The 25,532-nt window shown below is 53.1% G+C and carries 17 protein-coding genes; 16 read left to right on the plus strand and 1 reads right to left on the minus strand.

Annotated elements, in window-relative coordinates:
- Positions 1-24 precede the first annotated feature (24 nt).
- Positions 25-480, plus strand: a complete 456-nt coding sequence (locus tag ACQKPA_RS18455) for an NUDIX hydrolase (RefSeq protein WP_427494021.1) — start codon at positions 25-27, stop codon at positions 478-480.
- Here the strand turns inward: ACQKPA_RS18455 and ACQKPA_RS18460 are convergent.
- The gene (locus ACQKPA_RS18460) at positions 477-1,448 is read right to left on the minus strand and encodes a Na/Pi cotransporter family protein (RefSeq protein ID WP_427494022.1); all 972 of its coding nucleotides are present in this window, start codon (positions 1,446-1,448) and stop codon (positions 477-479) included. The two genes, ACQKPA_RS18455 and ACQKPA_RS18460, sit on opposite strands and share 4 nt — an antisense overlap.
- Before the next feature lie 154 nt (positions 1,449-1,602).
- On the opposite strand from ACQKPA_RS18460, the gene ACQKPA_RS18465 reads away from it, so the two are divergent.
- From ACQKPA_RS18465 to ACQKPA_RS18535, 15 genes are all read left to right on the plus strand, one after another.
- Positions 1,603-2,976 carry a class I SAM-dependent rRNA methyltransferase gene (locus tag ACQKPA_RS18465; RefSeq protein WP_427494023.1) on the plus strand — a complete coding sequence of 458 codons (1,374 nt, stop codon included), beginning with the start codon at positions 1,603-1,605 and terminating at the stop codon, positions 2,974-2,976.
- Between the two features lie 494 nt (positions 2,977-3,470).
- Positions 3,471-7,001 (plus strand): helicase-exonuclease AddAB subunit AddB, encoded by a 3,531-nt coding sequence (gene addB, locus ACQKPA_RS18470; protein ID WP_427494024.1) that lies wholly within the window; start codon positions 3,471-3,473, stop codon positions 6,999-7,001.
- Between the two features lie 5 nt (positions 7,002-7,006).
- Positions 7,007-11,122, plus strand: coding sequence for a helicase-exonuclease AddAB subunit AddA (gene addA, locus ACQKPA_RS18475; protein ID WP_427494354.1), 4,116 nt, complete (start codon positions 7,007-7,009; stop codon positions 11,120-11,122).
- A 50-nt stretch (positions 11,123-11,172) separates the two neighbouring features.
- Positions 11,173-12,351, plus strand: coding sequence for an exonuclease SbcCD subunit D (locus tag ACQKPA_RS18480; protein WP_427494025.1), 1,179 nt, complete (start codon positions 11,173-11,175; stop codon positions 12,349-12,351).
- Positions 12,352-15,801: an AAA family ATPase gene (locus tag ACQKPA_RS18485; protein ID WP_427494026.1), complete on the plus strand. Its 3,450-nt coding sequence runs from the start codon at positions 12,352-12,354 to the stop codon at positions 15,799-15,801. It abuts the gene before it with no gap.
- Between the two features lie 274 nt (positions 15,802-16,075).
- Positions 16,076-16,435 carry a histidine triad nucleotide-binding protein gene (locus ACQKPA_RS18490; protein ID WP_427494027.1) on the plus strand — a complete coding sequence of 120 codons (360 nt, stop codon included), beginning with the start codon at positions 16,076-16,078 and terminating at the stop codon, positions 16,433-16,435.
- Positions 16,436-16,619: 184 nt separating this feature from the next.
- The gene (gene rpsU / locus ACQKPA_RS18495) at positions 16,620-16,793 is read left to right on the plus strand and encodes a 30S ribosomal protein S21 (protein WP_005547957.1); all 174 of its coding nucleotides are present in this window, start codon (positions 16,620-16,622) and stop codon (positions 16,791-16,793) included.
- A 16-nt stretch (positions 16,794-16,809) separates the two neighbouring features.
- Positions 16,810-17,250, plus strand: a complete 441-nt coding sequence (locus ACQKPA_RS18500) for a GatB/YqeY domain-containing protein (RefSeq protein WP_006209020.1) — start codon at positions 16,810-16,812, stop codon at positions 17,248-17,250.
- 254 nt (positions 17,251-17,504) lie between these two features.
- Positions 17,505-18,866 carry an NfeD family protein gene (locus ACQKPA_RS18505; protein ID WP_427494028.1) on the plus strand — a complete coding sequence of 454 codons (1,362 nt, stop codon included), beginning with the start codon at positions 17,505-17,507 and terminating at the stop codon, positions 18,864-18,866.
- 94 nt (positions 18,867-18,960) lie between these two features.
- Positions 18,961-19,962 carry a flotillin-like protein FloA gene (floA, locus tag ACQKPA_RS18510; protein WP_427494029.1) on the plus strand — a complete coding sequence of 334 codons (1,002 nt, stop codon included), beginning with the start codon at positions 18,961-18,963 and terminating at the stop codon, positions 19,960-19,962.
- A gap of 18 nt (positions 19,963-19,980) precedes the next feature.
- Positions 19,981-20,559 (plus strand): hypothetical protein, encoded by a 579-nt coding sequence (locus ACQKPA_RS18515; protein WP_427494030.1) that lies wholly within the window; start codon positions 19,981-19,983, stop codon positions 20,557-20,559.
- Positions 20,560-20,755: 196 nt separating this feature from the next.
- The gene (gene yqfC / locus ACQKPA_RS18520) at positions 20,756-21,049 is read left to right on the plus strand and encodes a sporulation protein YqfC (protein WP_113060207.1); all 294 of its coding nucleotides are present in this window, start codon (positions 20,756-20,758) and stop codon (positions 21,047-21,049) included.
- On the plus strand, positions 21,046-22,239 hold the full coding sequence (gene yqfD, locus ACQKPA_RS18525; protein WP_427494031.1) for a sporulation protein YqfD: 1,194 nt from the start codon (positions 21,046-21,048) through the stop codon (positions 22,237-22,239). Before yqfC ends, yqfD begins: the two co-directional genes overlap by 4 nt.
- 6 nt (positions 22,240-22,245) lie before the next feature.
- Complete coding sequence (locus ACQKPA_RS18530; RefSeq protein ID WP_113060209.1) at positions 22,246-23,217, plus strand: PhoH family protein; 972 nt, start codon at positions 22,246-22,248, stop codon at positions 23,215-23,217.
- 14 nt (positions 23,218-23,231) lie between these two features.
- Complete coding sequence (locus ACQKPA_RS18535; protein WP_427494032.1) at positions 23,232-25,532, plus strand: HD family phosphohydrolase; 2,301 nt, start codon at positions 23,232-23,234, stop codon at positions 25,530-25,532.

Here is a 25,532-nt window from a genome sequence, read left to right on the forward strand (position 1 = left end):
TTGTACATGAAGGAGGAATAGGACATGACATATACACAGATTTCCGCAGGCGGCGTGGTATACCGTCATCATGAAGGGGCGCTTCAGATCCAGCTTATTTTGGACCGTTATGGAAAAACCTCGCTTCCCAAAGGCAAGATGGAAGCCGGTGAAACCGTCGAGCAAACGGCACTTCGAGAGATTTGCGAGGAGACAGGTATAGTCGGATCCATCACCTCTCCAGTGGATATTATTGCATATAAATACCATCATCCCGAGTTCGGCCAGGTGGACAAGGAAGTTCATTACTATCTGGTTAAGGCAGAAAAAGGCAGCTTAAAACCCCAAATCGAGGAAATCAACGGGGTGGACTGGTTCGAGCCTTTGGCCGCATGGAGGAAGCAGCGCAGCAACGGATATAACAACAATGATATCATCCTGCGTAAAGCGCTAACGCTGCTTGAGGTTAGCATTCCTGCGGATGAAGATATGAAACTTTAGGTCTGTGCCCGCTTGTTCCAGAAGGGCAGATAGCATAGTGGGAGCGCGATAAGCGAGCATACGATATTAAACAAGGTTTGCGCATGGGCGATTTGCCCGGCCGGATCCGCCGCTAACCATCCGGATACGGCAGTTAAGCCCGATATGAACGGAGTAAAGAGCAGGACTCCGCCGATATTCAGCCCCATATGGGACCATGCCACGAATCGCCCTGCTCGGGTACTGCCGATGGCTGCTATAAGCGCTGTGGCGCAGGTGCCGACATTGGAGCCCAGAACGATGGCAACGCCGATCTCCGGAGGCAGCGCACCGCTGGCTGCAAGCCCCATAGCCATAGCGATGACAGCGGCGCTGCTGTGCATCAGAGCAGTCAATATCGTTCCGGCTGCAATTCCCCAGAGGACGCTCCGCGAAGCGTGGTCCAGGAACCACTGGAACAAACCGAGGCTTTGAAGGGTCGGGCCGATGGATTGCATGAATTGTATAGCAAGCAGCACCAGCGAGAATCCGGCGACAGCAAGGCATAAAAACTGGCTGCGGATCAAATTGTTTTTTAACTTGTCGTAGCTCGAAGGCACGCGCTCGCTGACGAGTACGGCCCCGACCCATAGCATTAGCGAGAGGACAAGCAGGGGCATGGCGGCTTGTCCGATCTGCAGGCTGATGAGCTCAGTGGTTACCGTTGTACCGATGTTCGTGCCGAGAATAACGCCCAGAGTACCGGCGAGACTTAACAATCCGGCATTGGCGAAACCTATGGCCAGCACGGTTACGGCGGTACTGCTTTGCAGCAGAGCCGTAACCGCCGTGCTGGCGATCATGCCTTTAAGGGGTGTGGATGTCGCTTTATGGAGCCACTTATGCAGCAGCGGACCGGCCCAGCGTTGGAGGGCAACCTCCATGACCTTCATGCCGAACAGGAACAGGACAAGACCATAACAGATGGGAAACCAGAGTGAGGATAGCATGATGTTCTCCTTTTTGTGAAATAAAATGGGGATATGAAGCATCCGCTGCTGTGAAAGTCCGGCGATAAACTTTTTTTCTTAATTACGTATATGACCCTTGGCGGACATGCATGCCTATGGAAATGGCCAGGGATAACTTAAGGAGTGAAATACAGTGCCATCGGTAATTTTGGAGCGCAGTCGAAAAAAGAGACTGGAGCAGGGGCATCCCTGGGTTTATAAAAGCGAGATTGCCTCTGTCGAGGGTGAACCCAAGCCGGGGGATATCGTATCGGTACTAAACCATCAAGGCCGTTTTCTCGCCTCCGGTTATTACAACCCGCAATCGCAAATCACCGTACGCACCGTTTCGTACGAGCCCGTTGAGACGATGGACAAGGCTTTTTTCGCCGCCAGGTTTCAGGAATGCCTGAAACACCGGGAACGGTTTATCGGAGATGAGAACGCCTACCGGCTGGTATATGGTGAGGCGGATTTTCTGCCGGGGCTGATTGTGGACCGTTTTGATGACGTACTGGTCATACAGCTGCTGACGCTGGGCATGGATCGCTGCCGTGAGGACATCGTGAACGCGCTTGTCGAGGTGGTCCAGCCGAAAGGAATCTATGAACGAAGCGACGTATCGATCCGGGAACTTGAAGGGCTGGAGCAGCGTACGGGTATTCTATACGGAGAATGTCCTCGCCACGTAACGGTGACGGAGAACGGCCTGAAGATCAAGGTGGATATCGAAGAAGGCCAAAAGACGGGATATTTCTTTGATCAGCGCGAGAACCGGGCATCCATTAAACCGTTAATGAACGGTTGGGGAAGCCGCAGCGGGATCACGCTCCAGACGGTGGAACGGGACGGTGAGATGAAGTCCTTGCCGGTGAACAAAAGCGGAAAGGAAGTCACTTTTCCTTATTGGGATGGAGCCACGGTGCTGGAATGCTTTTCGCATACGGGCAGTTTCACGCTGCATGCCTGCCTTTATGGCGCCAAGAAAGTGACCTGCCTCGACATATCCGAGCATGCCATTGAAAGCGCCAAAGAGAACGTGGAATTGAACGGATTCCAGGATCGCGTGGAGTTTGTAGTGGACGATGCCTTCCAATATTTGCGCAATCAGGTAAAAGGGTTGGAGGAACGCGAGCTGCGTGCACAAGGGGATCAGAAAGTGGATACCTCCAAACCGCTGACCGCGGGAGGCGGACGTTCCTGGGACGTGGTCATTCTGGACCCGCCGGCGTTCGCCAAAACCAGGTCTGCCGTCAAAGGGGCTTGCCGCGGATATAAGGACATCAACCTTCATGGCATGAAACTGGTGAATGAGGGCGGTTATTTGGTTACGGCAAGCTGCTCGTACCATATGCGGCCGGATTTGTTCCTGGAGACCATTCAGGATGCGGCAAAAGACGCCGGAAAAATTCTAAGACTCGTGGAATGGCGTGCGGCTGGCAAGGATCATCCGCAAATTCTCGGGGTCGACGAGGGGCATTATTTAAAATTTGCCGTGTTTGAAGTGCGCAGCAAATCGAAACTTTAAAGTGCAGCAGCTGCGCGGTAGATGCGAAGGATCTTGACATGGTGGGTGAACCACGATGGCAGGGTCCTTTTTTGGTTGCCCGCAATAATTTGGAATGGGAATGAAATCCAAACGTATGTTCCATCAAACGTTACTTATGCTATACTAGTAATCAGCATCTTTTTTGATAGAGAACGAATCAAGTCAGGGATTTTATATGAATTTTGATACATTTGACTAATAGTACGTGTTCAAAAAGGTCGATTTTCAGCACCGAGAAGGTTGGATAAAGCTAGGGACGTCAGGAGCGGAGCGTACGATTTGGGTACGTGAGCACCGGAAGGCCCGGCTGAATTCAAGATTCGATGCCGAGCTGCTTCCTGATTCGCTTCGTGATCAAAAGCGGACTTTTTGAACAACCTCTAATAGATTCAAGGGCATGATTTCACCGGACACGCAGCTTGTTTTGGAAGGTGAAGGGGTCCTTTTCGGAGACGATGTAAAGGAGGCGTAGCATGAGCGTTCAATTTGTTATCGGCAGGTCGGGCAGCGGCAAGAGCACGTCGATCCGCCAAGAGATGATCGAGCGATTGGAGCAAGATCCCAAGGGGAATCCGATGATACTGATCGTTCCCGAGCAAGGGTCCTATGAAGCGGAGCATGCACTCGTTAATGCGGGAGGCATTCGCGGGATGATGCGCGCGCAAGTGCTCAGTTTCCGTCGACTGGCATACCGTGTCATGCAGGAAACCGGCGGGGCCGCGAAGGTGGCGATCAGCGAAGAAGGCAAGCGCATGCTGCTGTACAAAATTTTACGGAGGCGCAAAGAAGAGCTCCAATTGTTCGGTGCTTCGGGAGAGCAGCATGGTTTTGTCGGTAAGCTGAGCGAGCTTTATACGGAAATGAAGCGCTATTGCATTGACGCTGCCTGCGTGGAGGAGCAGCTGGGACAGATGCTGTCAGGCTCTGGGAATTCTCCGATGCTTCAGCGCAAGCTGGAGGACATCGTAACGGTCTTTCGCGATTTTGAGCTTGAGATTTCAAGGTTCTACATGGATGAGGAAGATACGCTGGCCTCACTGGCAGAGGGCGTGACCCATTCGGAGTATATCAAACGCGCAGACATATGGATCGATGGTTTCCATGGCTTTACGCCGCAGGAGTACCGGGTGCTCCGGGAAATTATGGCGCATGCCAACCGCGTGACGATTGCGTTGACACTGGACAAGCCTTATACGAACGGGAATGTTCCGCATGAGCTGGATCTCTTTCATCCTACCGCGGTGACGTACATAAAGCTTGAAGGCATTGCCGATGAGATGGGGCTGGATATGGAGCATCGTATTCTGCAACCCGATGTTCTTCCGCGGTTTCAAGAATCCCCTCTGCTTGCCCATCTCGAGCGCGGTTATGATCGGAAGAAGCGTTGGACGGAAGCTGCCCGGGACGGAGTTACAGTGAGCAATCAAGGCGGCAGCAGGGCAGGTCTTCTTCTGCATGCTGCCAGTCACCGCCGGGCTGAAATAGAAGGGGCTTTACGCGAAATGGTGCGTCTCGCCCGGGAAGAAGGAGCAAGATACCGGGAAATGGCCGTGTTTGTCCGGAATATGGGAGAATATGAGCATCTGATAGGTCCTTTGTTCAGGGAACACGGCGTTCCTTATTTTCTGGATCAGAAGCGAAGCGAGCTCCATCATCCGCTGGTCGAATTTATTCGCGCTGCCCTGGATATCATCGGACGCCGCTGGCGTTATGAGGACGTATTCCGCTGCGTGAAGACGGATCTGCTGCTGCCGCTGGACGGATCGCTTACCCGTGAGGACATGGACCGTCTGGAGAACCATGTGCTGGCTTCCGGAATCCAGGGCACGCGCTGGACGGATGGACGTCCCTGGAAGGGAATTCCAAGTCTCTCCTTAGAAGACGGGGAGAGTGAGGTACGCAATCCGGATGGGATGCAGGCGATTGAGTATGCCAGAAAGGTGATTACGGAGCCGCTGCATGCGTTTGAGAAGCGAATGAAGAAGGCAACGAGTGCAATGGATCAGAGCACGGCAGTCTACCGGCTTCTGGAGGAAACCGCTGTTCCCGAGAAGCTCGAGCTGTTAAGCCGCGCTGCTCTGGATGCCGGACGTCCTGAGGAAGCCAGGGAGCATCGACAGGTATGGGGGGCCGTGCTTGACCTGCTCGATCAGATTGTGGAGATGATGGGTACGGAGAAGTTGAGTACCGAATTGTTCACGGGCGTGCTGGGTACGGGACTTACGGAGATGAAAATGGCTCTGGTGCCTCCTTCTCTGGATCAAGTGCTGATCGGCAGCATGGATCGGACACGGACGGGCGGGGTGAAATATGCTTTTCTGCTCGGCATTAACGATGGTGTTCTCCCAGCCCAGTTCCAGGACGATGGGATCCTGACAGAACCGGAGCGTGTACAGCTCGAAGACCGCGGCTTGGAGCTTGCTCCAAGCATATCCCGCAGACTGCTGGATGAACGGTTCCTGATTTATAATGCTCTGACTTCGGCCAGCAAGCAGCTGTGGGTCAGCTATCCTGCGGCGGACGATGAAGGCAAGACGTTGCTGCCATCCGAGGTCATACGCCATTTGAAGCTGATGTTTCAGATGGAAGAGGTCCCTTTGTTTCCAAGACCGCATGCCGGGCAATCGGCCAGCGAGCAGGAGCATTATGCAGCCCGTCCGGATAAGACGCTTGCTTATTTAACGGGTCGGCTTCGTGACTGGAGGAATGGAGAGGAGATTCCGGAATTTTGGTGGCATGTGTACAACTGGTATGTTGAACAGCAGGAATTAAGGCCGCGTCTTTCTTCGATGCTCTCGTCCTTGTCCTACCGGAATGAAGCCCGGCCGCTTAAGCAGGAAACCAGCAGGCAGTTGTACGGAACGAAGCTGCGGACAAGCGTATCCCGGATGGAACGCTTTGTTGCGTGTCCGTTTTCCCATTTTGCCTCCCATGGTTTGAAGCTGAGAGAACGGCAGTTGTACCGTCTTCAAGCTCCTGACATCGGGCAGCTGTTTCATGCTGCCTTAAGCAGCATGGCCGTGAAGTTTCAATCACAGCATCGAAGCTGGGGAGACTTGACCGCGGAGGAATGCCTGCGCGAGGCGGAAGCAACGGTCGATCGGCTTGCTCCCATGCTGCAGGGTGAAATTCTACTGAGCTCCAAGCGATACGGATATATTTCGCGTAAGCTGAAAAACATCGTGGGCAGAGCGTCCGTAATTTTGGGTGAACAAGCAAGGCGCGGCAAATTTGAGCCGATCGGTCTCGAGCTCGATTTCGGTCCCGGGAAGCCGCTGCCGCCGCTGACGTTTGAATTGCCAAACGGGGTCAAGATGGAGATTGTCGGGCGCATTGACCGGGTCGACATGGCACGCGGAGAGCATGGGATTATGCTTCGGGTCATTGATTATAAATCCAGCCAGAAGGATCTGCGATTGCATGAGGTCTATTACGGGTTATCCTTGCAGATGCTGACCTATCTGGACGTGCTGCTGACGTTTGCGGAGGACTGGCTCGGCGAGCAGGCATTGCCTGCGGGTACCTTGTATTTCCACGTTCATGATCCTATTTTGCAATCCGCAAACGGCATGACGCCGGAGCAGGCGGCAGAAGAGCTGCTCAAACGATACAAAATGAAGGGCCTGCTGCTGGCAGACCGCGAAGCGGTTTCCCTCATGGATTCATTCCTTGAAAAAGGGCACTCGACCATTCTGCCCGTCGCCGTCAAAACGGACGGCAGCTTCTACAGCAGCGCGGCCGTGGCAACGCCTGACCAGTGGAAGACCTTGTTGTCCGCCGTGCGGGAGAACATGCTGAATATAGGCTCCAGAATTACGGGAGGCGATGTCGCAATTGTGCCATACCGGATTCAGCAGGAGACGGCCTGCACGTACTGTTCCTTCCGGCCTGTATGCCAGTTCGACGACGCAATTGAGGGCAGCGAATATCAGCTGCTCGGTAAACCGGGTAAAGATCAGGTTTGGGATATGCTTGGACATCCGAAGGGAGGAGAGAGCCGGTGAGAGAGATGATAGCAAAACCCGAGGGCAGCATGTGGAGTGACGACCAGTGGAAAGCCATCGCGCTCTCGGGCGATGACATGCTGGTTGCAGCTGCGGCTGGTTCAGGAAAGACCGCGGTGCTGGTTGAACGGATCATTCGCAAAATCCTCGACGATTCCGCGGGGTTCAGCGTTGACCGGCTTCTTGTGGCTACGTTTACCAAGGCAGCGGCTGCCGAAATGCGTGGACGGATTCGGGAAGCGCTCGACCGTGAGCTGGACCGGGATCCGGACAATGAGCATATCCGGCGCCAGCTCGCTTTGCTTGGCAGGGCGTCGATTACAACGCTGCACTCCTTTTGCATGGAAGTCATTCGGCGATATTATCAGTTAATACCTCTGGATCCGGGATTCCGCATTCTGAATGAACATGAAGCGGATTTAATGCGGCAGGATTTGCTGGAGGAGCTGTTCGAAGAGAAATACGGCGAGGCCGAGGGCGATTCGGAGAGCCGTTTTGTGCGATTGGCGGACTGGTTCAGCGGCGAGCGCACGGATGACGCGCTGTACCGTCTCGTGCAGCGTCTCTACGATTTCTCCCGGAGCCATTCGTGGCCGGCACACTGGCTTAGGGAAACGGCTGCCGGCTTCCAGGTGCAAGATACGGAGTCTCTTGGGCAAACGCCATGGGTTCAAAGCATATTGGCGGATGCTCGGTTGGCCTTGAATGGTGCAGCCGGGTTGCTGCAGCAAGCCAGGGCGATCGCCATGCAGCCGGGAGGACCTGCGCCGTATGTGGACAATCTGGATGACGACTTGCAGCTGGTCGCCTCCCTGCTTGAGGCCATCGATATTTCGCCGTGGGAATCGTTGTACGGCATTTTCCGCGAGGCGTCTTTCGGCAAACTCAAATCCGTTCGGAAGGATGAGGTGCTGCCGGAGCTTCAGGAACAGGTTAAGGAACTGCGCGATAACGTGAAGAAAATTGTCAACGAGCTGAAAAGTGCATTGTTTGGCCGTCCGGCATCGGAGTTTTTACAGGAACTTCACACGGCGGCGCCGCTGATGATGGAGCTGGCCGAGACGGTTATCGCTTTTGGCGAACGATACCGGGAGGCCAAGGCAGCCAAAGGCATGGTCGACTTTAACGACCTTGAGCATTATTGCCTCCATATTCTTCGCCACCCCGATTCCTTGCCGGGCCATATGATGCCTTCCGATGCGGCGATGGAATATCGCGAGCAGTTTGATGAAGTGCTGCTCGACGAATATCAGGATACGAATAGCGTACAGGAAGACATTGTTCGATTGATCTCCCGGGAAATGCCGGGCAACCGGTTTATGGTCGGAGATGTGAAGCAGAGTATTTATCGGTTCCGGTTGGCGGAGCCGGGACTGTTTCTCGATAAATATAAGACGTTCTCTTCCGACGCAAGCACGGTTCAAGCCGGTATCCGGATTGATCTGGCCCGTAATTTCCGCAGCCGGATGGAAGTGGTGGATGCCGTCAATTTGCTGTTCCGGCAGATCATGAATGAATCCGTAGCCGAGATTGCCTATGATGCCCGGGCGGAGCTTGTATGCGGCGCTTCCTTTCCGGAGCAGGAGATTCAGGGGGGCACGAATCCTTACATCCCTGAATTGCTCCTGATTGACCGCCTTGGAAAAGGGACGGAGGAGCAGTCCGAAGACTCGGCTTCCGAAGAAGACGGGGCTCACCTTGAGGTTGAGGCGATTGAAATGGAAACCGCCCAACTGGAGGCCCGCGCCATTGCCCGCAGAATCCGTGAGATGACAGGCGAAAGCGGGAAGCCGCTCATGGTGTACGATAAGGGACTGAAATCGATGCGGCCCGCGGGGTACGGGGACATGGTTATTTTACTGCGCTCAGCCATGGTATGGGCACCGTTAATTATAGAGGAGCTGCGTCAGGAAGGAATTCCGGCGTTTGGCGAGCAGAACAAAGGATATTTTCAGGCGACGGAAGTGGAGATCATCTTATCGCTGCTGCAGGTGATTGATAATCCTCGGCAGGATATTCCCCTGGCTTCCGTATTGCGCTCGCCCATCCTCGGATTATCCGAGGAAGAGATGGCACAGGTGCGCCTGTGTGCCAAAGGGACTTATTACGATGCGCTTAAAGCGGCAGTCGCGTTAAGTAGCGCCCCGTCGGTCATGGATTCGGCGCGCCCTGTGGGCTTCGTGGATGGCAAATGGACCCCGGGCGTAGAACTGGAAGGCTTGGCCGAAGCAGCAGCAGGTCATGAGCTCGTGGTTGGCAGCCTTCTTTCGAATGCTCCGCCATCAGCGGAAGGTCCGAATATCGAAATATCCCCGGAGCTTAGCTCAAAACTCGGATTTTTTATGGATCGGCTTCAGGGCTGGAGGCAGGAAGCCCGCCAAGGAAGTTTGAGCGATCTGATCTGGCGAATTTACAGTGAAACCGGCTATTTGGATTGGGTTGGCGGTCTGCCCGGCGGCAAGCAGCGTCAGGGCAATCTGACTGCTTTGTATGACCGGGCTGTGCAGTATGAACAGGATACAGCCTCCAGAGGCCTCTTCCGCTTCCTGACCTTTATCTCCCGGCTCCGGGAGCGAGGAGGGGATCTCGGCACGGCCGGCGGTACGGAAAGTCAGGGCAACGCGGTGCGCCTGATGACCATCCACAAGAGCAAGGGGCTGGAATTCCCGGTTGTTTTTGTAGCGGGACTATCCAAGAATTTCAACCAGCAGGATTTGAATTCTCCTTTCCTGATGCATAAGGAGCTAGGCTTTGGACCGAAGTTTGTGGATGAAGGCATGCGCGTTAGCTACCCGACGCTGCCTAATCTGGCCATCCGGCGCAGGTCACAGCTGGAGCTGTTGGCTGAGGAGATGCGTGTGCTTTACGTTGCCCTTACCCGGCCTAAAGAGAAAATGATTCTAGTCGGCACGGTGAAGGATTTGCCGAAGAAGGTAACTGCTTGGGCACAAGCCGACTTTAACCCGGAGCTTCTTCTGCCGGATTACGTCCTTGCCCGGGGCCGGAGTTACTTGGATTGGATCGGCCCGGCCGTGATACGCCATCCATCCGCGGGTGTGCTCCGCGAAAAGGCGGGATTATCCGGGGAGACGAGCTCACGCGTGTTGGGGGAAGATCGATCGCAATGGATATTTTCGATCGAGACGCCGGAATCCTTGGCGCAGGGCATGACCGGCATTAAGGATGACGTGCAGGCGGATAGCGACGATCGGATGAATAAGCTGAATGCCCTGCGCAAGCTCGAACCGATTGTTCCGGTGGCTGGTATCGCCGAAGCGGAAGACAAGGGTGGAGACGGTCAACGGGCAGGCATCTATGAGCGTTTGTCTTGGAATTATCGTTATGAAACGGTCAGCCAAATTTCCGCCAAAACGTCCGTAACGGAGATGAAGAAGCTGCTTGCCTTGCAGGACAGCCCCTCCCTGGATCTGCTTCAGGAGCAGGCTGTAAAACGTCAGAGCAAGGAAAATATCGGGGGAGACGCTTCCTTCACACTGAACTTGCGGCGGCCGAAATTTATGGAGTCAACGAAGCTGACACCCGCGGAACGGGGAACCGTGTATCATACGATCATGCAGCATGTGCCTCTTCAACGACTGGAGGGAGCTGCGGAACCGACGCCGGAGATCGAAGACACGATCCGATACCTTGTAGAAAAAGAAATCATAAACGGTGAGCAGGCAGCCGCGGTGGAAGCTCAGGAGATCAGCGGCCTTTTTGATTGCGAGGTAGGGAAGCAGCTGCTGACTGCAGAGGATGTCTGGCGCGAGATGCCGTTTTCATATGCACTCCCTGCAGCTGAAGCTTATCAAGGGCTCGCTTTCATGGACCAAATCTCGGACCAAGCGGGCCAAGCAGCCCCGGATGTGCAGCTCCTTCAGGACGAAACCGTCCTGATCCAAGGGGTTGTGGACTGCCTGTTCAGGCATAACGGACGACTTGTGCTGCTGGATTATAAAACAGACCGGGTGCTTGAGCATCGCGGCGGCGTTTTTGCCTTGGCCGAGCAGTACCGCTTTCAGCTGGATCTATATGCGAAGGCCTTGGAGGATATTTTAGGCGAGCCCGTTCATGAAAAATGGCTGTACTTTTTTGATGGGGGACATGCCGTTCAACTATAGTCATTTTATTGGTTTGATATGGAAGTTTGAAGCGGGAGAGGAGATTAACGATGCGTATTTTGCATACCGGAGACTGGCATCTGGGGCGCACGCTCGAAGGGCGGAGCAGGCTTGCAGAGCAGGAGCGCTTTCTGGATGAGCTGGTTAAGCTCGCAGATGAAGAGCAGGCCGATCTGATCCTCATGGCGGGGGACGTCTATGATTCGGTGAACCCGCCAGCGGCGGCAGAGCAGTTGTTTTACGATGCGGCCGCCAGGCTTACGGAGGGGGGCCGCCCTATGGTGGTCATTGCAGGCAACCATGATCAGCCGGAGCGGGTTGCATCGGTCACGCCGCTGGTTGCAACCAGGGGCATAACGCTGATCGGGACTCCTGTTGCCGATGCGGTCACGGTTGCAGCGGCGCGTACCGGAGAAACGGCCAAGATTGCGGCACTTCCTTATCCATCGGAGGCCAGGCTCAACGAACTGCTGTCGATCGATGGAGATGAGGATCAGCTCCGCCGTGCCTATAGCGAGAGAGTCGGACAACTGATGAGGAAGATGGCGAGGGATTTTTCTCCGCAGACGGTCAATCTGGCCATGAGCCATATCTATGTGCTTGGCGGCGTCGAGAGCGATTCCGAGCGACCGATTCAGGTCGGTGGAGCGTACACGGTTGACCCGTTGGCACTTTCTGTAGGTGCATCCTACACGGCGCTTGGCCACCTGCATCGTTCTCAGGCAGTAAAAGGGGAGGGGATCATCCGCTACAGCGGTTCACCGCTGGCCTATAGCTTCTCGGAAGCGGGACAGGCCAAATCGGTGACCCTGGTTGACGTATCGCCAGGAGGAGCCCCCGTGATCGAGGAGCTGTTTCTTAGCAGCGGCCGCCCGCTTGTTCGCTGGAAGGCCAAAGGCGGCCTGGAAGAAGTGTATCGGTGGCTGGATGAGGGGCGTGATCCTGAAGCATTCATCGATTTAGAGGTATCCCTAACGGAGGCCATGGGGCTTGCCGACATTCAGCGACTTCGAAAGAGCAGGGACGGCATTGTTCACATTCGTCCGGTTTACCCGGAGATGGAGGCGCTGGAGCTGGAAAGCGAGCGCTCCCGGCTGCCGCTGCCGGACCTGTTCCGAAAGTTCTACCAGCGGCAAACCGGCGGGGCGGAGCCCGAGGATCATCTGGTCGATTTGTTTCTGGAGCTTGTAGAAGAAGAGGAGCCTGACGGGACGGAGGTGAAGTCGTAGATGAAACCGATCTTGTTGAAGTTATCCGGACTGCAGAGTTATCGAGATACGCAGGAGATTGATTTTGAGACGTTGTGCGAAACCGGACTCTTCGGTATTTTCGGACCGACGGGAAGCGGGAAATCCACACTGCTGGATGCGATTACTTTAGCCATGTACGGAAAGGTGGAGCGTGCGGTTAACGGAACCCAGGGCATCATGAACCATTCGGAGGACAGCTTGTCCGTCTCTTTTACGTTTGAGTTGTCATCCGCTGCCGGACTGGAGCGATACCGGGTAGAGCGCCGATTCAAACGGGTCAATGAGCTCTCCATCAGCAATACGGTGAGTCGATTTATCCACGTTACCCCCGATGGGGATCAGGTGATGGCGGATAAACTGGCCGAAGTCACCCGCTGCGTAGAAGAGAAAATCGGACTTAAAATGGATGATTTTACCCGTGCGGTCGTTCTTCCTCAAGGTAAGTTTGCTGAATTCCTCTCCCTGAAGGGGAGTGAGCGGCGGCAGATGCTTCAGCGGCTGTTTCATTTGGAACGGTACGGAGATCAGCTTGCGATCAAGCTCAGCCGCCGCGTGAAGGATACAGAGGGTTCGCTGAAATCCGTCGAAGCTGAACAGCAAGGGCTGGGCAGTGCAGGCAAAGAAGCTCTGGCGGAAGCGACTACGGTGCTGGAAGATGCCAAGAAACATGCTGCGTCATCCCGGAATCTTCTCCAGGCCGCCATCGAAGCCCATGAAGCTATGGGGAAAATCCGTGAGCTGGATATGGAAAAACGGCGGCTCCAAGGGAAGCTGGATGAACTTGCCCTTCATGAGGAAGAGATGAAGTTGCTGGAACGACGGCTTGAGCTGACAGGGGCGGCAGCCGCTGTTCTTCCTGCGCTTGAAGTTTGGCGCGAATCCGGCAAGGTCTGGGATCATCGGAGGCAGATTGCCGAAGAACTCACCGCGCAAGCCGCATCCGCTCAGAACGCGGCGGAGCAAGCCGTCAAGGCGGATGAAGCTGCCCAGGCAGCCCTTCGGGCCGAGGAGCCGAAGCTGGTGCTTCGGGAGCAGCAGCTGGAGCAGGCTGTTTTATTGCAGCGGGAACGCGACGGATTACGCGAAGAACTGATTCGGCTGGATGCGCAGCGAGTGGACGCACGCAAAGAGCTTGATGGAGTAACGGCCCAACTGCAGAAGGAACAGGAGCTGCTCGAACGAGGGCAAAAGCGGCAGGAGGAGCTGCAGACCAAGCTGAAAGGGCTTGAGATCCGCTCTGGTGAGCGCCAGGCGCTTCATATGGCGATGCAGAAGGTCCAAGCCCTTGAGTCAGCCGGCAGACGGAAGCAAAAGGCTGAGCTCGAGTTAAAATCGCAGGAGAGAAAGCTGAAGGAGCAAGAAGCAAGCTTTATTGCCCTGCAGAAGCAGGAGCAAGAATTGCAGCGGCACTACATACAGCTCTCCGTGCAAGCTGACAGCTTGCAGCGTGATGCAGCCGAAGCCTCGTCGTTTGCCGATCGGATGGCGGCCGCGGCAGCTCAGGTAAACCAGGCGATGAACGACTCGCATCGCAACAAGCAGCTTCAAGCGCTGTCCCTTTCGCTCGCCGCCGAGCTTCGGGAGGGGGCTCCTTGTCCGGTTTGCGGAAGTGAACATCATCCTCAGCCAGCTGCCTCATCAGGGCACCCTGAAGATCATCTCGATGAGACCATGAATCAGCTGGCACAGATCACTCATCAGATCCAGGAGACCAGATTAACCCTGCGGGGGCAGCTTAACGAAGCGGAATCGCTGGCAAGCCAAACGCGTTCGCTGATTGAGCCGTATGCAGATGACGAGCTGCTTGCCGTCAAATGGGGCGGGCAGGAGCAACAAGGATGGATGGAGGCAGCAGTGTCAGCCATACCTGCAGATGATCAACCGTACGATGTAGAAAAGCTTGCTTCGGATACGGCATGGCTCATAAAAGCAGCCGAAACCCAGGCTGCAGCCATCGGGCAATGCCGTACGGAAGCGTCCAAGGTACAGCAGAGCCTCTTCACATGCCAGCAGGAGCTTATGAAACAGAGCGCCGCGCTTGAGAATGGTCAAATGACTTGGAACCAACTGCGGGATCAGCTAGCAGGGCTGGAAGCTGAAGCTGAAGGCATTTTAACCTCCTGGCAGGAAGTTAAGCCGGATTTCTCTCTGGAGGAGGCAGCCGGCCGTTTTCAGCTCATGCAAGAGAAGGATGCGGAAGCCGAGTCCATAAAGGAAGGGCTGGAGCGCAGCATTCCATTTATTGAGGAGAAGCAGCGGGCCGTCCTTCGCTTGGAGCAGCAGCTCCGTGAGCTGGAGAAGCAGCTGATTCAATGGGATGCTCAGCGAGAAGGAAAGGCGGATGGACTGAAGGATAAAGAAGAGCGTCTTCGGGCATGGATCGGCGATCGGTCGGCTGAAGAGCTGCTCGGGGAATGCCGGACCAGAATGACCATGCTGAAGGAATCCGCTGAACAAGCCCGAAGCGAGTGCAGGAAGGCAGAAGAGAAGGCTCAGCATGCAGCCAAGGAAGCGGCTCTTGCAGAACAGGCTGAGAGAGCTGCGCAGGAGCAGCACCAAGCTGCCAAGCTTGCCTGGGAGAACCAGCTGGCTGCCTCACCGTTTGCTACGGAGCTTGCCGTCCTGGAAGCCTGTTTAACCGCGGAAGAAATTGAACGATGCGCACAGTTAGTGAAAGCCCATCGGGATGGGCAGCGGGAATGGACGCTGAGGCTTCGCGACGTCGAACAGAAGCTTGGTGCCAGCCCTTTTCATGAAGAGGAGTGGGAACGGTGCACAGCCGAGCTGCAGGCGGCCCGTACAGCCGATGAGGAGGCCCTTCAGGCGAGAGCCCGAGCCGAGCGTGACTTGGAGGACCTGAACAAGCGTCACATCCGGTTTATGGAATTGGAAGAGCAGCGTCTTAGCCTTCAACGAGAGAGCGAGCGCTTGTCCAAACTGCAGTCCTGCTTGCGTGGAAACGCATTTGTTGAATATATTGCGGAAGAACAGCTGATGCAGGTGAGTCAGTCGGCTTCCCAGCGTCTTCGTTATTTGACCAAGCAGCGCTATTCGCTTGAGGTGGATTCCGGTGGAGGCTTCGTCATTCGGGACGATGCCAACGGCGGCGTCCGGCGTCCGGTATCCACACTATCGGGCGGCGAGACATTTCTGACCTCATTGGCCTTGGCTTTGGCACTCTCGGCGCAGATTCAGCTTCGCGGGCAATATCCGCTGCAGTTCTTTTTCCTCGACGAAGGGTTCGGCACGCTGGATCCGGAGCTGCTGGAAACGGTTATCACCGCCCTTGAGCGGCTCCATACCGATAAGCTGACCGTTGGCATCATCAGTCATGTGCCCGAGCTTCGGGCGCGTCTGCCGCGCAAGCTGGTCGTACGGCCGGCGGAGCAAGCGGGATCCGGATCGCAGCTTGCAATCGAATCGATGTAGCATGGTTGATGTGATTTAAATCACGGAAACAGCTACATGGCGCTGTTATAGTACAGATAAGCCGACATATAGAAGAAGCACCGGGCAGGCGCTTGATCATGAGAGATTCCAATCTTTTCCCTTGCTCTCGTGATGAAGCGCCTCCTTACTGGACAGCTGCGTTCCAGGGGTGCTTCTCTTTTTTTTTGTGTATGCCTCACTGTCATCTATTGGACGCACTGCCTAATTTCTTATATGATAAAAGCATGTAAAACGTATGAAAGGGGTAACCGTGATGGATTGTCTTTTTTGTAAAATCGTAGAAGGGGAGCTTCCTTCCACGAAAGTACTCGAGAACGATAAGGTGCTTGTATTTCAAAACATTAACCCGGAGGCGCCGGTTCATGTTCTGATTATTCCCAAGAAGCATATCGCATCCATGAACGATATTCAGGACGATGATTTGCTGCTGATCGGCGAGATGCACAAAGCGGCGAAAGAAGCCGCTGCCAAGCTGGGCATCGCGGAGAGCGGTTATCGATTAATTAACAACTGCGGACCTGACGGGGAACAATCGGTGTTTCATGTGCACTATCATCTGATGGGAGGTCGCCGTTTAGGCGCATTAACAGGCATTTCGCCCGCGCATACATAACATCAGGCCAATGAAGAAATAGATCAGCCTCGCAGCGGAACGTCGCGGCGGGGTTGTTCCAATTTCTGCGACTATTGTAAAATAGACGCCTAAGGTTGACACCTTATTTCCGTTTGCCCTATAATGAAGTTTGATGAACCGTGTTAATGCTCTTGGACGGTCTGGTCGGAGGGAGGGAAAACTGGTGTCTGAAACTAAAGTTCGCAAAAACGAGACAATTGATGCTGCACTTCGTCGCTTCAAGCGTTCCATTGCTAAAGATGGCGTATTGGCTGAAGTGAAGAAACGCAAGCATTATGAAAAGCCAAGCGTAAAGCGCAAGAAAAAGTCCGAGGCTGCTCGTAAGAGAAAGTTTTAGGAGGATCTGAACTAGCATGAATCTTAGCGAACGATTGAACGAAGATATGAAGCAAGCGATGAAGAGTAAGGACAAGTTCAAACTCTCAACGATTCGAATGGTTCGTTCGACGATAAAAAATCTTGAAATAGATTTGAAACGAAGTTTGGATGACAACGAAGTGCTTGATATTTTTAGTCGTGAAATCAAACAGCGCAAAGATGCCCTCCAAGAATTTGAAAAAGCGGGACGCGACGATCTTGCCGCCGATGCAAAAGCAGAAATTGAGCTCCTAAGCGCCTACCTCCCGGAACAGCTTACTGAAGAAGAAATTAAAGTCATTGTACAGCAGACCATCCAGGAAACCGGTGCTTCTTCAAAAGCCGAGATGGGTAAAGTAATGAGCGCTCTCATGCCGAAAGTTAAAGGGCGTGCAGATGGAAAGCTTGTCAATCAAGTTGTTCAACAATTTCTGTAACAACATAAGTGAAACACCCCTTGTTTTCTCAAGGGGTGTTTTTTCTTTTTATCCGCTGGGATATATTCCGCCTCTTGGCTATGGTTTTTTCCAAGGAAGGGCATACTTTTTGAAACGAAATCGTTTCTGATTCGTAGTAACTACCATATGAGGGCAAGTAGATACATATGCTTATGCAAAAGGCAGGTCGCTGAACCCTTATTGTCGAAGTATAGGGTACAGATGGCTTAATACGTCGAAAAGGAGGGGAACAGATGAGCAGACCGTTTTGGATCCGTAAATTCCTGACATTCACGGCAGCCGTCGTTATGGTGCTGATATCAATCGGGATGTATGTAGGTCCGATGAAATCCGCGGTGGCTGCTAATATCGGATCGGTGTATGTCATTCCGGTTAAGCAGCAGATCGAGCGCGGCTTAACCAGCTTCATGGAGCGTGGATTTAAGGAAGCCGAGAAGATGGCGGCTGGACTGATCATCCTGGAAATTGATACGCCTGGAGGTCTGGTCGACCAAGCTGGTGAAATTGCAGCCTTGATGAAGGCCAGCGATATTCCGATTGTGGCTTACATCACGGGTGATGCCGCATCGGCTGGGAGTTATATTGCGCTGAACGCAGACAAGATTGCCATGTCGGACGGCAGCATGATTGGCGCGGCTTATATGGTGGATGCCAGGGGTAATCCGATCGAGGACGCCAAGATGGTTTCCTGGTGGAAAACAAGCATGGCTAGTGCCGCTGAAGCTTCAGGTCGAAATCCGGAGATTGCCAAGGGGATGGCTGATCTCAAGATGAAGCTTGACCTACCTGAAATCGGATTGACGAAGCAACCCGGGGAGATCATATCGTTGACACATGATGAAGCGCTGAAGACGGGTTATGCGGATACGATTGTAAGCAGCACAGAAGAAGTCATCACGTGGATGGACTACTCCACGCAGGACGTATTTCGGATGGAGCAGACCTTCTCAGAGAAGCTGGCTACCTTCCTCACGCATCCCGGTGTCATGGCGCTCCTGCTCTTCATCGGTATTGCAGGTGTCATTATCGAAGTAATAGTTCCGGGCTTTGGTGTGCCGGGAATTCTTGGTGTGGTTGCATTCGTACTGTATTTCTTCGGTAACCAGGTAGCCGGATTTGCCGGCTGGGAGAATTGGCTGCTGTTTGTGATCGGTATCTTGATGCTGGCGATGGAGCTGTTTGTGCCAAGCTTCGGGATACTGGGCATCATTGGTTCAGCCAGCTTGATTGCCGGCGTTGTTATGGCGGCCTACAGCACGTCTCATGTGGCACTATCCCTAGGTATTGGGGCGGCATGTGCTCTGGTGGCTATCATCGTGGTCGCTCTCGTATTTAAGGAACGGGGAATATGGCGGAAGTTTATTCTCAGTGACAGCTTATCCAAAGAGCAGGGGTACATTCCGAATGAAGACCGGGATGTACTTATCGGGCTGGTCGGCACTTCGATCACGCCGCTGCGACCGGCTGGAACGATGGAGCTTGAGGGACGACGTCTTGATGTAGTTACCCTTGGAGGTTTTATCGATTCCGGTCGGCCGGTCCGTGTCATCAAGACGGACGGCACCAGAATTGTGGTAGAGGAAGAAAAAGGGTGAACCTCGTCACAGAATTGTGTAGTATTAAAAGGGCTAGTATTTAAACGTTCAAGTGAGAAGCGTAAATATTTTAAAAATGGAGGGTGAAGTAAATATGGATGGTTCTTTGATACCAGTACTACTAATCGGGGTTGTCGCGATCATTGTGCTTAGCGTGTTTTTCAGTTTCTTCCCGTTAATGCTCTGGATCTCGGCGATCGCTTCGGGGGTTCGCGTCGGGATTATTACGTTGGTGGCCATGCGACTTCGGCGCGTAACGCCAAGCCGGATTGTGAATCCGCTCATCAAGGCGACAAAAGCAGGCCTAGGCCTGAACATTAACCAGCTCGAGAGTCACTATCTCGCAGGCGGTAACGTAGACCGGGTGGTCAATGCCTTGATTGCAGCCCAGCGTGCGAATATCCCGCTCGAATTCGAAAGAGCTGCCGCGATTGACCTTGCGGGACGCGATGTGCTGCAAGCCGTTCAGATGAGCGTTAACCCGCGTGTCATCGAGACACCAATCGTAGCGGCTGTTGCCAGAGACGGTATTGAAGTGAAGGTTAAAGCGCGTGTTACCGTTCGAGCCAACATTGACCGCTTGGTCGGTGGTGCCGGGGAAGAAACGATTATCGCCCGTGTCGGCGAGGGTATCGTTACGACGGTAGGTTCCAGTAATTCGCATAAAGATGTCCTTGAAAATCCGGACCTGATCTCAAGAACGGTGCTTTCTAAGGGACTGGATGCGGGAACAGCATTTGAAATCCTATCCATCGATATCGCGGACGTGGATGTAGGCAAAAACATCGGTGCTTACTTGCAGACCGAACAGGCGGAAGCCGACAAGCGCATTGCCCAAGCGAAGGCGGAAGAACGCCGCGCGATGGCGGTTGCCCAAGAGCAAGAGATGAAGGCTCGCGTCGTAGAGATGAGAGCACGCGTTGTGGAATCGGAATCCCAAGTTCCGCTGGCTATGGCTGAAGCGCTTCGCAGCGGCCAACTGGGCGTGATGGATTATATGAACCTGAAGAATATCGAAGCCGACACGCAAATGAGGGGTTCCTTCGGTAAGATGGGTGAGAATAATGACAATTCCGGAGACAACAAAACCAAGTAACGATGAGGTGAGCCTATAGTGAGCTGGTTAATCGAAAATTTTTACATTGTAGCTGTTATAGGCTTCTTCATCATCTCCGCCCTCGGAAGACGCGGCAAGAACCCTGAGGAGGGGAAAAAACCCCGTATGCCGTCCTTTGGCGGCGAAGGGGATCGTCCTGCAAGACCGGGGCAGCAGCGGCCACAGCGGCCTGAAGTTAGACGGGTACAGACGACTCCGCAAGTCTCCCGTCCGGCACCTGTTCAGGAGAGCACCCGGATCGAGCGGATGGATGAAGAAGAAATGGGTACCGGCAACGGATACTCTCTGGAACATCAAGAGATTGATCGAGCCAGACGTGAGGAAGAGATGAGATCTCACTCTGATAGCATAGATCATAGAATCGAGATGATGGAGAGGGATTTGAACCGAATTCACTCGAATTTGAACCGGATGACCATCGCATTACCTGAAACGGTTGTCGAAAGCCGTGATGAAGATCGTGAACAGTCCAGGGGGAGTGGATCGTTTCTTGCAGAGCAAGCTCGAAACGGCATTGTTTGGGCCGAAATTCTGGGAACTCCGCGTGCCAAGCGTCCCATGAATCCTCGTCGTTAACTTGGCGGATTCTTAAAGGACATTCAACCCGATTACTTGAATAAAATATATGTAAAAAGATTCGATTCATAGATTCATAGAAGCGGGAGACCGCCTCGTCAGATTTTATTGACGGGGCGGTCTTTTTACTTTTGATCTCATAAAACGGCTTCTTGGGGCATAAGGTGTACAGTACAGGAAGGGGGAAAGTCTCCATATGTCCCGCATCAGCCGCAAGCTGCAGAAATGGACCCAAGAAATGCTTGATTTGCCACAGGACCTGTTATTTGATTTGCCGCGGTTGACCCTGATTGGCAATAAAGAGCTGCATATCGAAAATCATCGCGGAGTCCGGCATTTTTCCGAGGAACGACTTGTGTTGTCTTTAACGCAGGGCTCTTTGGAGATTTCGGGGGCCGGACTGGCGATTCAGGCTATTCAAAGCCATGAAGTGACCATCATTGGCACCATTCATCATATTCAATACATAGGAACGGGGGAGAAACCGTGAAGATTCCGACGATGATCCATCTTCGAGGATATTTGAAGCTCGCTGTTCGCGGTGAGCATGTGGAAGCATTCATCAATTCATTGGCGGAGGCGGGGATTCCGGTTTGGGATGTAACACCGACAGGGGCCCACTCAGCAGAGCTTAAGCTGCTGCTGAAGGATTTCAAAGGGCTCCGTCCGCTGTTAAAACGGACAGGCTGCCGTACGCGGATCAAGGGGCGTTACGGATCCCCCTTCAAAGCTCGCCGCCTGTTGAAACGCAAAGCGTTTGTGATCGGCGTTGTTGCGTTTTTTATGATCCTGCTTACGCTTTCCTCGATGGTGTGGAACGTGGAAGTCGAGGGGAATGAAACGATCGCTTCGGAAGATGTGCTTGATGCGGCCAAGTTGGAAGGCATTTATCCGTTTCAATGGATATTCAAGCTGCAATCGATGGACAAGCTGTCCGGGAATATGACCGCCCGCCTCCCGGGGACTTCATGGGTAGGGGTGGAACGCAACGGGACGCGTATTCGCATCCAGATCGTAGAGGCGGCTGTACCGGAGAAACCGCCGCTCCAGAGCCCGAGGCATCTAATCAGTACGCAGGACGCTGTCATCACCCATATTTACGCTGAGAAGGGGGTCCCTAAAGTAGGGATTAACAGCCGGGTGAAGAAAGGCGACATTCTGATTTCCGGTGTCCTTGGGGACGAGGAAAATTCGGAACGAATTGTAGCCAAAGGGGAAGTGAAGGGCCTTGTATGGCATGAATACGATATCGAAATCCCATTGGTGAAGACCCATAAGGTGTATACGGGGGAAGGAAAGAAGCGTTCGTATATCGTATTTGGCGATCGGGCCGTCCAGTTGTGGGGCTACGGGGATATCCCGTTTTCGCAGCAGGAGACCTTGACCTTCTATGATCCGCTTACGTGGAGGACGCGGGTGCTTCCGCTGGGCTGGATGACGGAAAAGATCATGGAGGTTACCGAGGTCCAGCAGACCATTAGCGAGGATGAAGCGAAAAAAGAGGGAATCGAGGGGGCTCGCCGGGATATTTTGGCGAAATATGGGACGGATTCGAGATTTGTAAGCCAAAAAATTTTGCATGATAAGAAAGAGAATGGTAAAGTTTATATGAAAGTGCTTTTTGAGGTGGAAGAGACCATCGCGAAAGAACTTCCCATAGTATACGATCAAGGAGAATGAGGCTATTTGTCACAGCAAACGACCAGCATTCAAATTTTACTTCAAAGCGCGTCAGAAGGTCTGTCGTTATTCGGACCACAAGATACATTTCTTAAATTAATCGAAAAAGAAATTCCTGCGACAATAGATTCACGGGAAGCGGTCATCACGATTCGTGGACAACATCGAAATGTGGAGAGTCTTCAGCAGCTGTTTGAAGTGCTGCTCCAGCTTGTGCGCAACGGCTACATTTTGACCGAGCGTGATATCCTTTATGCTGTAGAACTCGCCAAGGATCTGAGAGCTGATCAATTGCTGGATCTGTACAAGGGCGAAATCACGACAACCTTCAAGGGCAAGCCTATTCGTGTAAAAACCATCGGTCAGAAGCATTATGTGACCACCATCAAAAAGCGGGATGTTGTATTCGGTATCGGTCCTGCCGGAACAGGGAAAACCTACTTGGCCGTCGTTCTGGCTGTTGCCGCGCTGAAGGAAGGATCCGTCAAACGGATCATTCTGACAAGGCCGGCAGTAGAGGCTGGAGAGAGCCTGGGCTTTCTGCCGGGTGATCTGCAGGAGAAGGTTGATCCTTACCTCAGACCGCTGTACGATGCCCTATACGATGTTATGGGCCCGGATCAAACGGCCAAGGCGCTGGAGCGTGGGTTGATTGAAATTGCGCCGCTTGCTTACATGCGCGGGCGGACGCTGGATGATTCATTTATTATTTTGGACGAAGCACAGAACACCACGCCGGAACAGATGAAGATGTTTCTGACACGGCTTGGATTCGGCTCGAAGATGGTCATAACCGGGGACGTGACCCAGATTGACCTGCCGCGGGGCAAGAAATCAGGACTTATCGAAGCTAAAACGATATTAAGCGGAATTGAGGAAGTCGGATTCGTCTATTTTGCCGAACAGGATGTTGTACGTCACTCTTTAGTACAAAAAATCATCGTCGCTTACGATAAAGCAGCAGAAAACCAAGATTAAAGGGGATTGTCGCAATGGCCTCCAATGAACCATCGACGGACAAGTCCATATGGGGTAAAAACAGCGGATGGAAATATAGCGTGGCAACACGCTATATTCTGTTTTTGCTGCTTGCTTTACTCTTTTATATCAGTCTAGCATCCAAGCTTTTGCCGGAACGCTATGACATACAGGTCAATACGAAAAGCGAAAAGAATATCGTGGCGCCCGTGCAGATTGAGGATAGCAAGGCAACGCTAAAGGCACAGGAGGCGGCGGCGGAGAACGTCCAGCCGATTTACCCTCACGTTCCTCTGAAGAATGACGTTCTGGTCACGCAAATACTTGACCGCATTGAACGTTTGAATCAGGACGTCGATATCAGCTCTGGCGAAAAGGTCGAAATTTATCGTAATGAAATTCCGAGGATGGCTCGAGAATTCGTGCAAAACTTCGTGTCGGCCAACAGCACGAATGAAGCTTATTCCAAAGAGCTGCTTCAAGAAATGCAGCGGGTCATCGAAGAACAAACCTATCGGATCCCCGAGGAAACGTTCATTAAGATACCGAGGTTGAACTCGGAAGATATTATTCAGATGAAGCCTGTAGCTCGCGAGATTGTATCCAGGCTGATGCTGAATGAAATTGTGGATGCCGATACCGCCCGTACCCGCGTGGCGGAGAGAGTGAACACAAGCTCGTTGAATGATCGGACCGCCAGGGAAGTCGTTCAGGAGTTGGCAAGTTTAACAATAACGGCCAATAAATTCTATGACGAGGTTGCCACCAAGAATGCAAAGGTTGAGGCCCGGGAGAATACCCCGCCTGTATTTATCAAACAAGGGGATATCCTCGTGGCGAAGGGCGAGCTGATCACACCGGAGCTGTACGAGCTGCTTGGCAAAAATGGTCTGCTGAAGGACGACATTAACTACTGGCCGGAGCTGGGAGTTCTTCTCCTGTCTGTCCTGCTTTCTCTGGGCATACTGACTTTCATAAGGCAGTCGGAACCTGGGAAATTTAAATACAACAACTCGCAGTTGTTGATGCTGGTCCTGGTGTATGTAATCACGCTGATCCCCATGCATTTGACCGCATTTCTGCAAAGCGATTCCCAGATGTATGTTGGATATCTTGCGCCTGTTGCGATTGGAGCGATTCTGGTTACCCTGCTGCTGGAAACCTCGCTGGCCTATTTCAGCGTCATCATTTTCAGCATCATGGCAAGCGTCATATTGAATGTCCAGGGAGAATTGTTTGACTTCAAATTCGGGTTATTCGCAGCCGTCACTTCTTGCGTGGCGATCTTCTCGATTCACCGCGCGAGCCAGCGGTCGACGATGCTGAAGGGCGGCATTATGGCTTCTCTCTTTGGCGCATTGATCGTGTTTATCATGCTGCTGCTTAATAACGATACGTGGACTACGAGTGAAACGCTGTATTCAATCGGTTTTGCTATCGCTGGCGGGTTGTTAACGGCCATCCTGGTCATCGGGTTAATGCCGTTCTTCGAAGTCACCTTCGGTATTCTGTCGGCACTGAAGCTGGTGGAATTATCGAACCCGAACCATCCGCTGCTCCGTAAACTGTTGACGGAGACGCCGGGCACTTATCATCACAGTGTCATGGTCGGAAACTTGTCCGAAGCTGCGGCGGAAGCGATTGGCGCCAACGGACTGCTGTGCCGCGTTGGATCCTACTATCATGATATCGGAAAAACCAAGCGTCCGATCTATTTTATCGAGAATCAGAACAATATGGAGAACCCGCATGATTCCATTGAACCGAAGCTGAGCAAATCCATTATCGTTGCTCACGCAAGGGATGGCGTGGAAATGCTCAAGGAGTACAAGCTGCCTAAACCGATACGAGATATCGCAGAGCAGCATCATGGCACAACGTTTTTACACTATTTTTATCATAAAGCGGTTCGCCAGGCGGAGGAGCAGGGCATTGAACTGGATTTCACCGAAGATGATTTCCGTTATCCAGGGCCGAAGGCACAATCCAAGGAATCTGCGATTGTCGGCATAGCCGACAGCGTAGAAGCGGCTGTTCGTTCATTGCGTAAACCGACGGTGGAACAGGTTGAATCGATGATCGAGAAGATCATCAAAGGCCGCCTGGATGACCATCAGTTTAATGATTGCGATTTAACGATGAAGGAACTGGACATTATCGCCAAGACGTTAAAGGAGACGGTGATGGGGATTTTCCATTCCCGGATCGAGTATCCTGAAGATGTGAAGCGTCCCAAGCCGGCAGCGCCAAATGGTGATAACCCGACCGCTTCCGAGACATCGGCAACGAGTGAGGAACAGAGAAGGAGCGTATAA

The organism is Paenibacillus sp. NPDC093718, from assembly GCF_050279985.1.
GTDB lineage: Bacteria > Bacillota > Bacilli > Paenibacillales > Paenibacillaceae > Paenibacillus_AQ.

Excerpts from the sequence above, each read along its gene's own strand:
- ACQKPA_RS18480 (WP_427494025.1), top strand. The coding sequence starts at position 11,173 with ATGCGTATTTTGCATACCGGAGACTGGCATCTGGGGCGCACGCTCGAA.
- ACQKPA_RS18455 (WP_427494021.1), top strand. The coding sequence starts at position 25 with ATGACATATACACAGATTTCCGCAGGCGGCGTGGTATACCGTCATCAT.
- addA (WP_427494354.1), top strand. The coding sequence starts at position 7,007 with ATGATAGCAAAACCCGAGGGCAGCATGTGGAGTGACGACCAGTGGAAA.
- ACQKPA_RS18535 (WP_427494032.1), top strand. The coding sequence starts at position 23,232 with ATGGCCTCCAATGAACCATCGACGGACAAGTCCATATGGGGTAAAAAC.
- ACQKPA_RS18505 (WP_427494028.1), top strand. The coding sequence starts at position 17,505 with ATGAGCAGACCGTTTTGGATCCGTAAATTCCTGACATTCACGGCAGCC.
- ACQKPA_RS18485 (WP_427494026.1), top strand. The coding sequence starts at position 12,352 with ATGAAACCGATCTTGTTGAAGTTATCCGGACTGCAGAGTTATCGAGAT.
- addB (WP_427494024.1), top strand. The coding sequence starts at position 3,471 with ATGAGCGTTCAATTTGTTATCGGCAGGTCGGGCAGCGGCAAGAGCACG.
- ACQKPA_RS18500 (WP_006209020.1), top strand. The coding sequence starts at position 16,810 with ATGAATCTTAGCGAACGATTGAACGAAGATATGAAGCAAGCGATGAAG.
- yqfC (WP_113060207.1), top strand. The coding sequence starts at position 20,756 with ATGTCCCGCATCAGCCGCAAGCTGCAGAAATGGACCCAAGAAATGCTT.
- floA (WP_427494029.1), top strand. The coding sequence starts at position 18,961 with ATGGATGGTTCTTTGATACCAGTACTACTAATCGGGGTTGTCGCGATC.
- ACQKPA_RS18460 (WP_427494022.1), bottom strand. The coding sequence starts at position 1,448 with ATGCTATCCTCACTCTGGTTTCCCATCTGTTATGGTCTTGTCCTGTTC.
- ACQKPA_RS18490 (WP_427494027.1), top strand. The coding sequence starts at position 16,076 with ATGGATTGTCTTTTTTGTAAAATCGTAGAAGGGGAGCTTCCTTCCACG.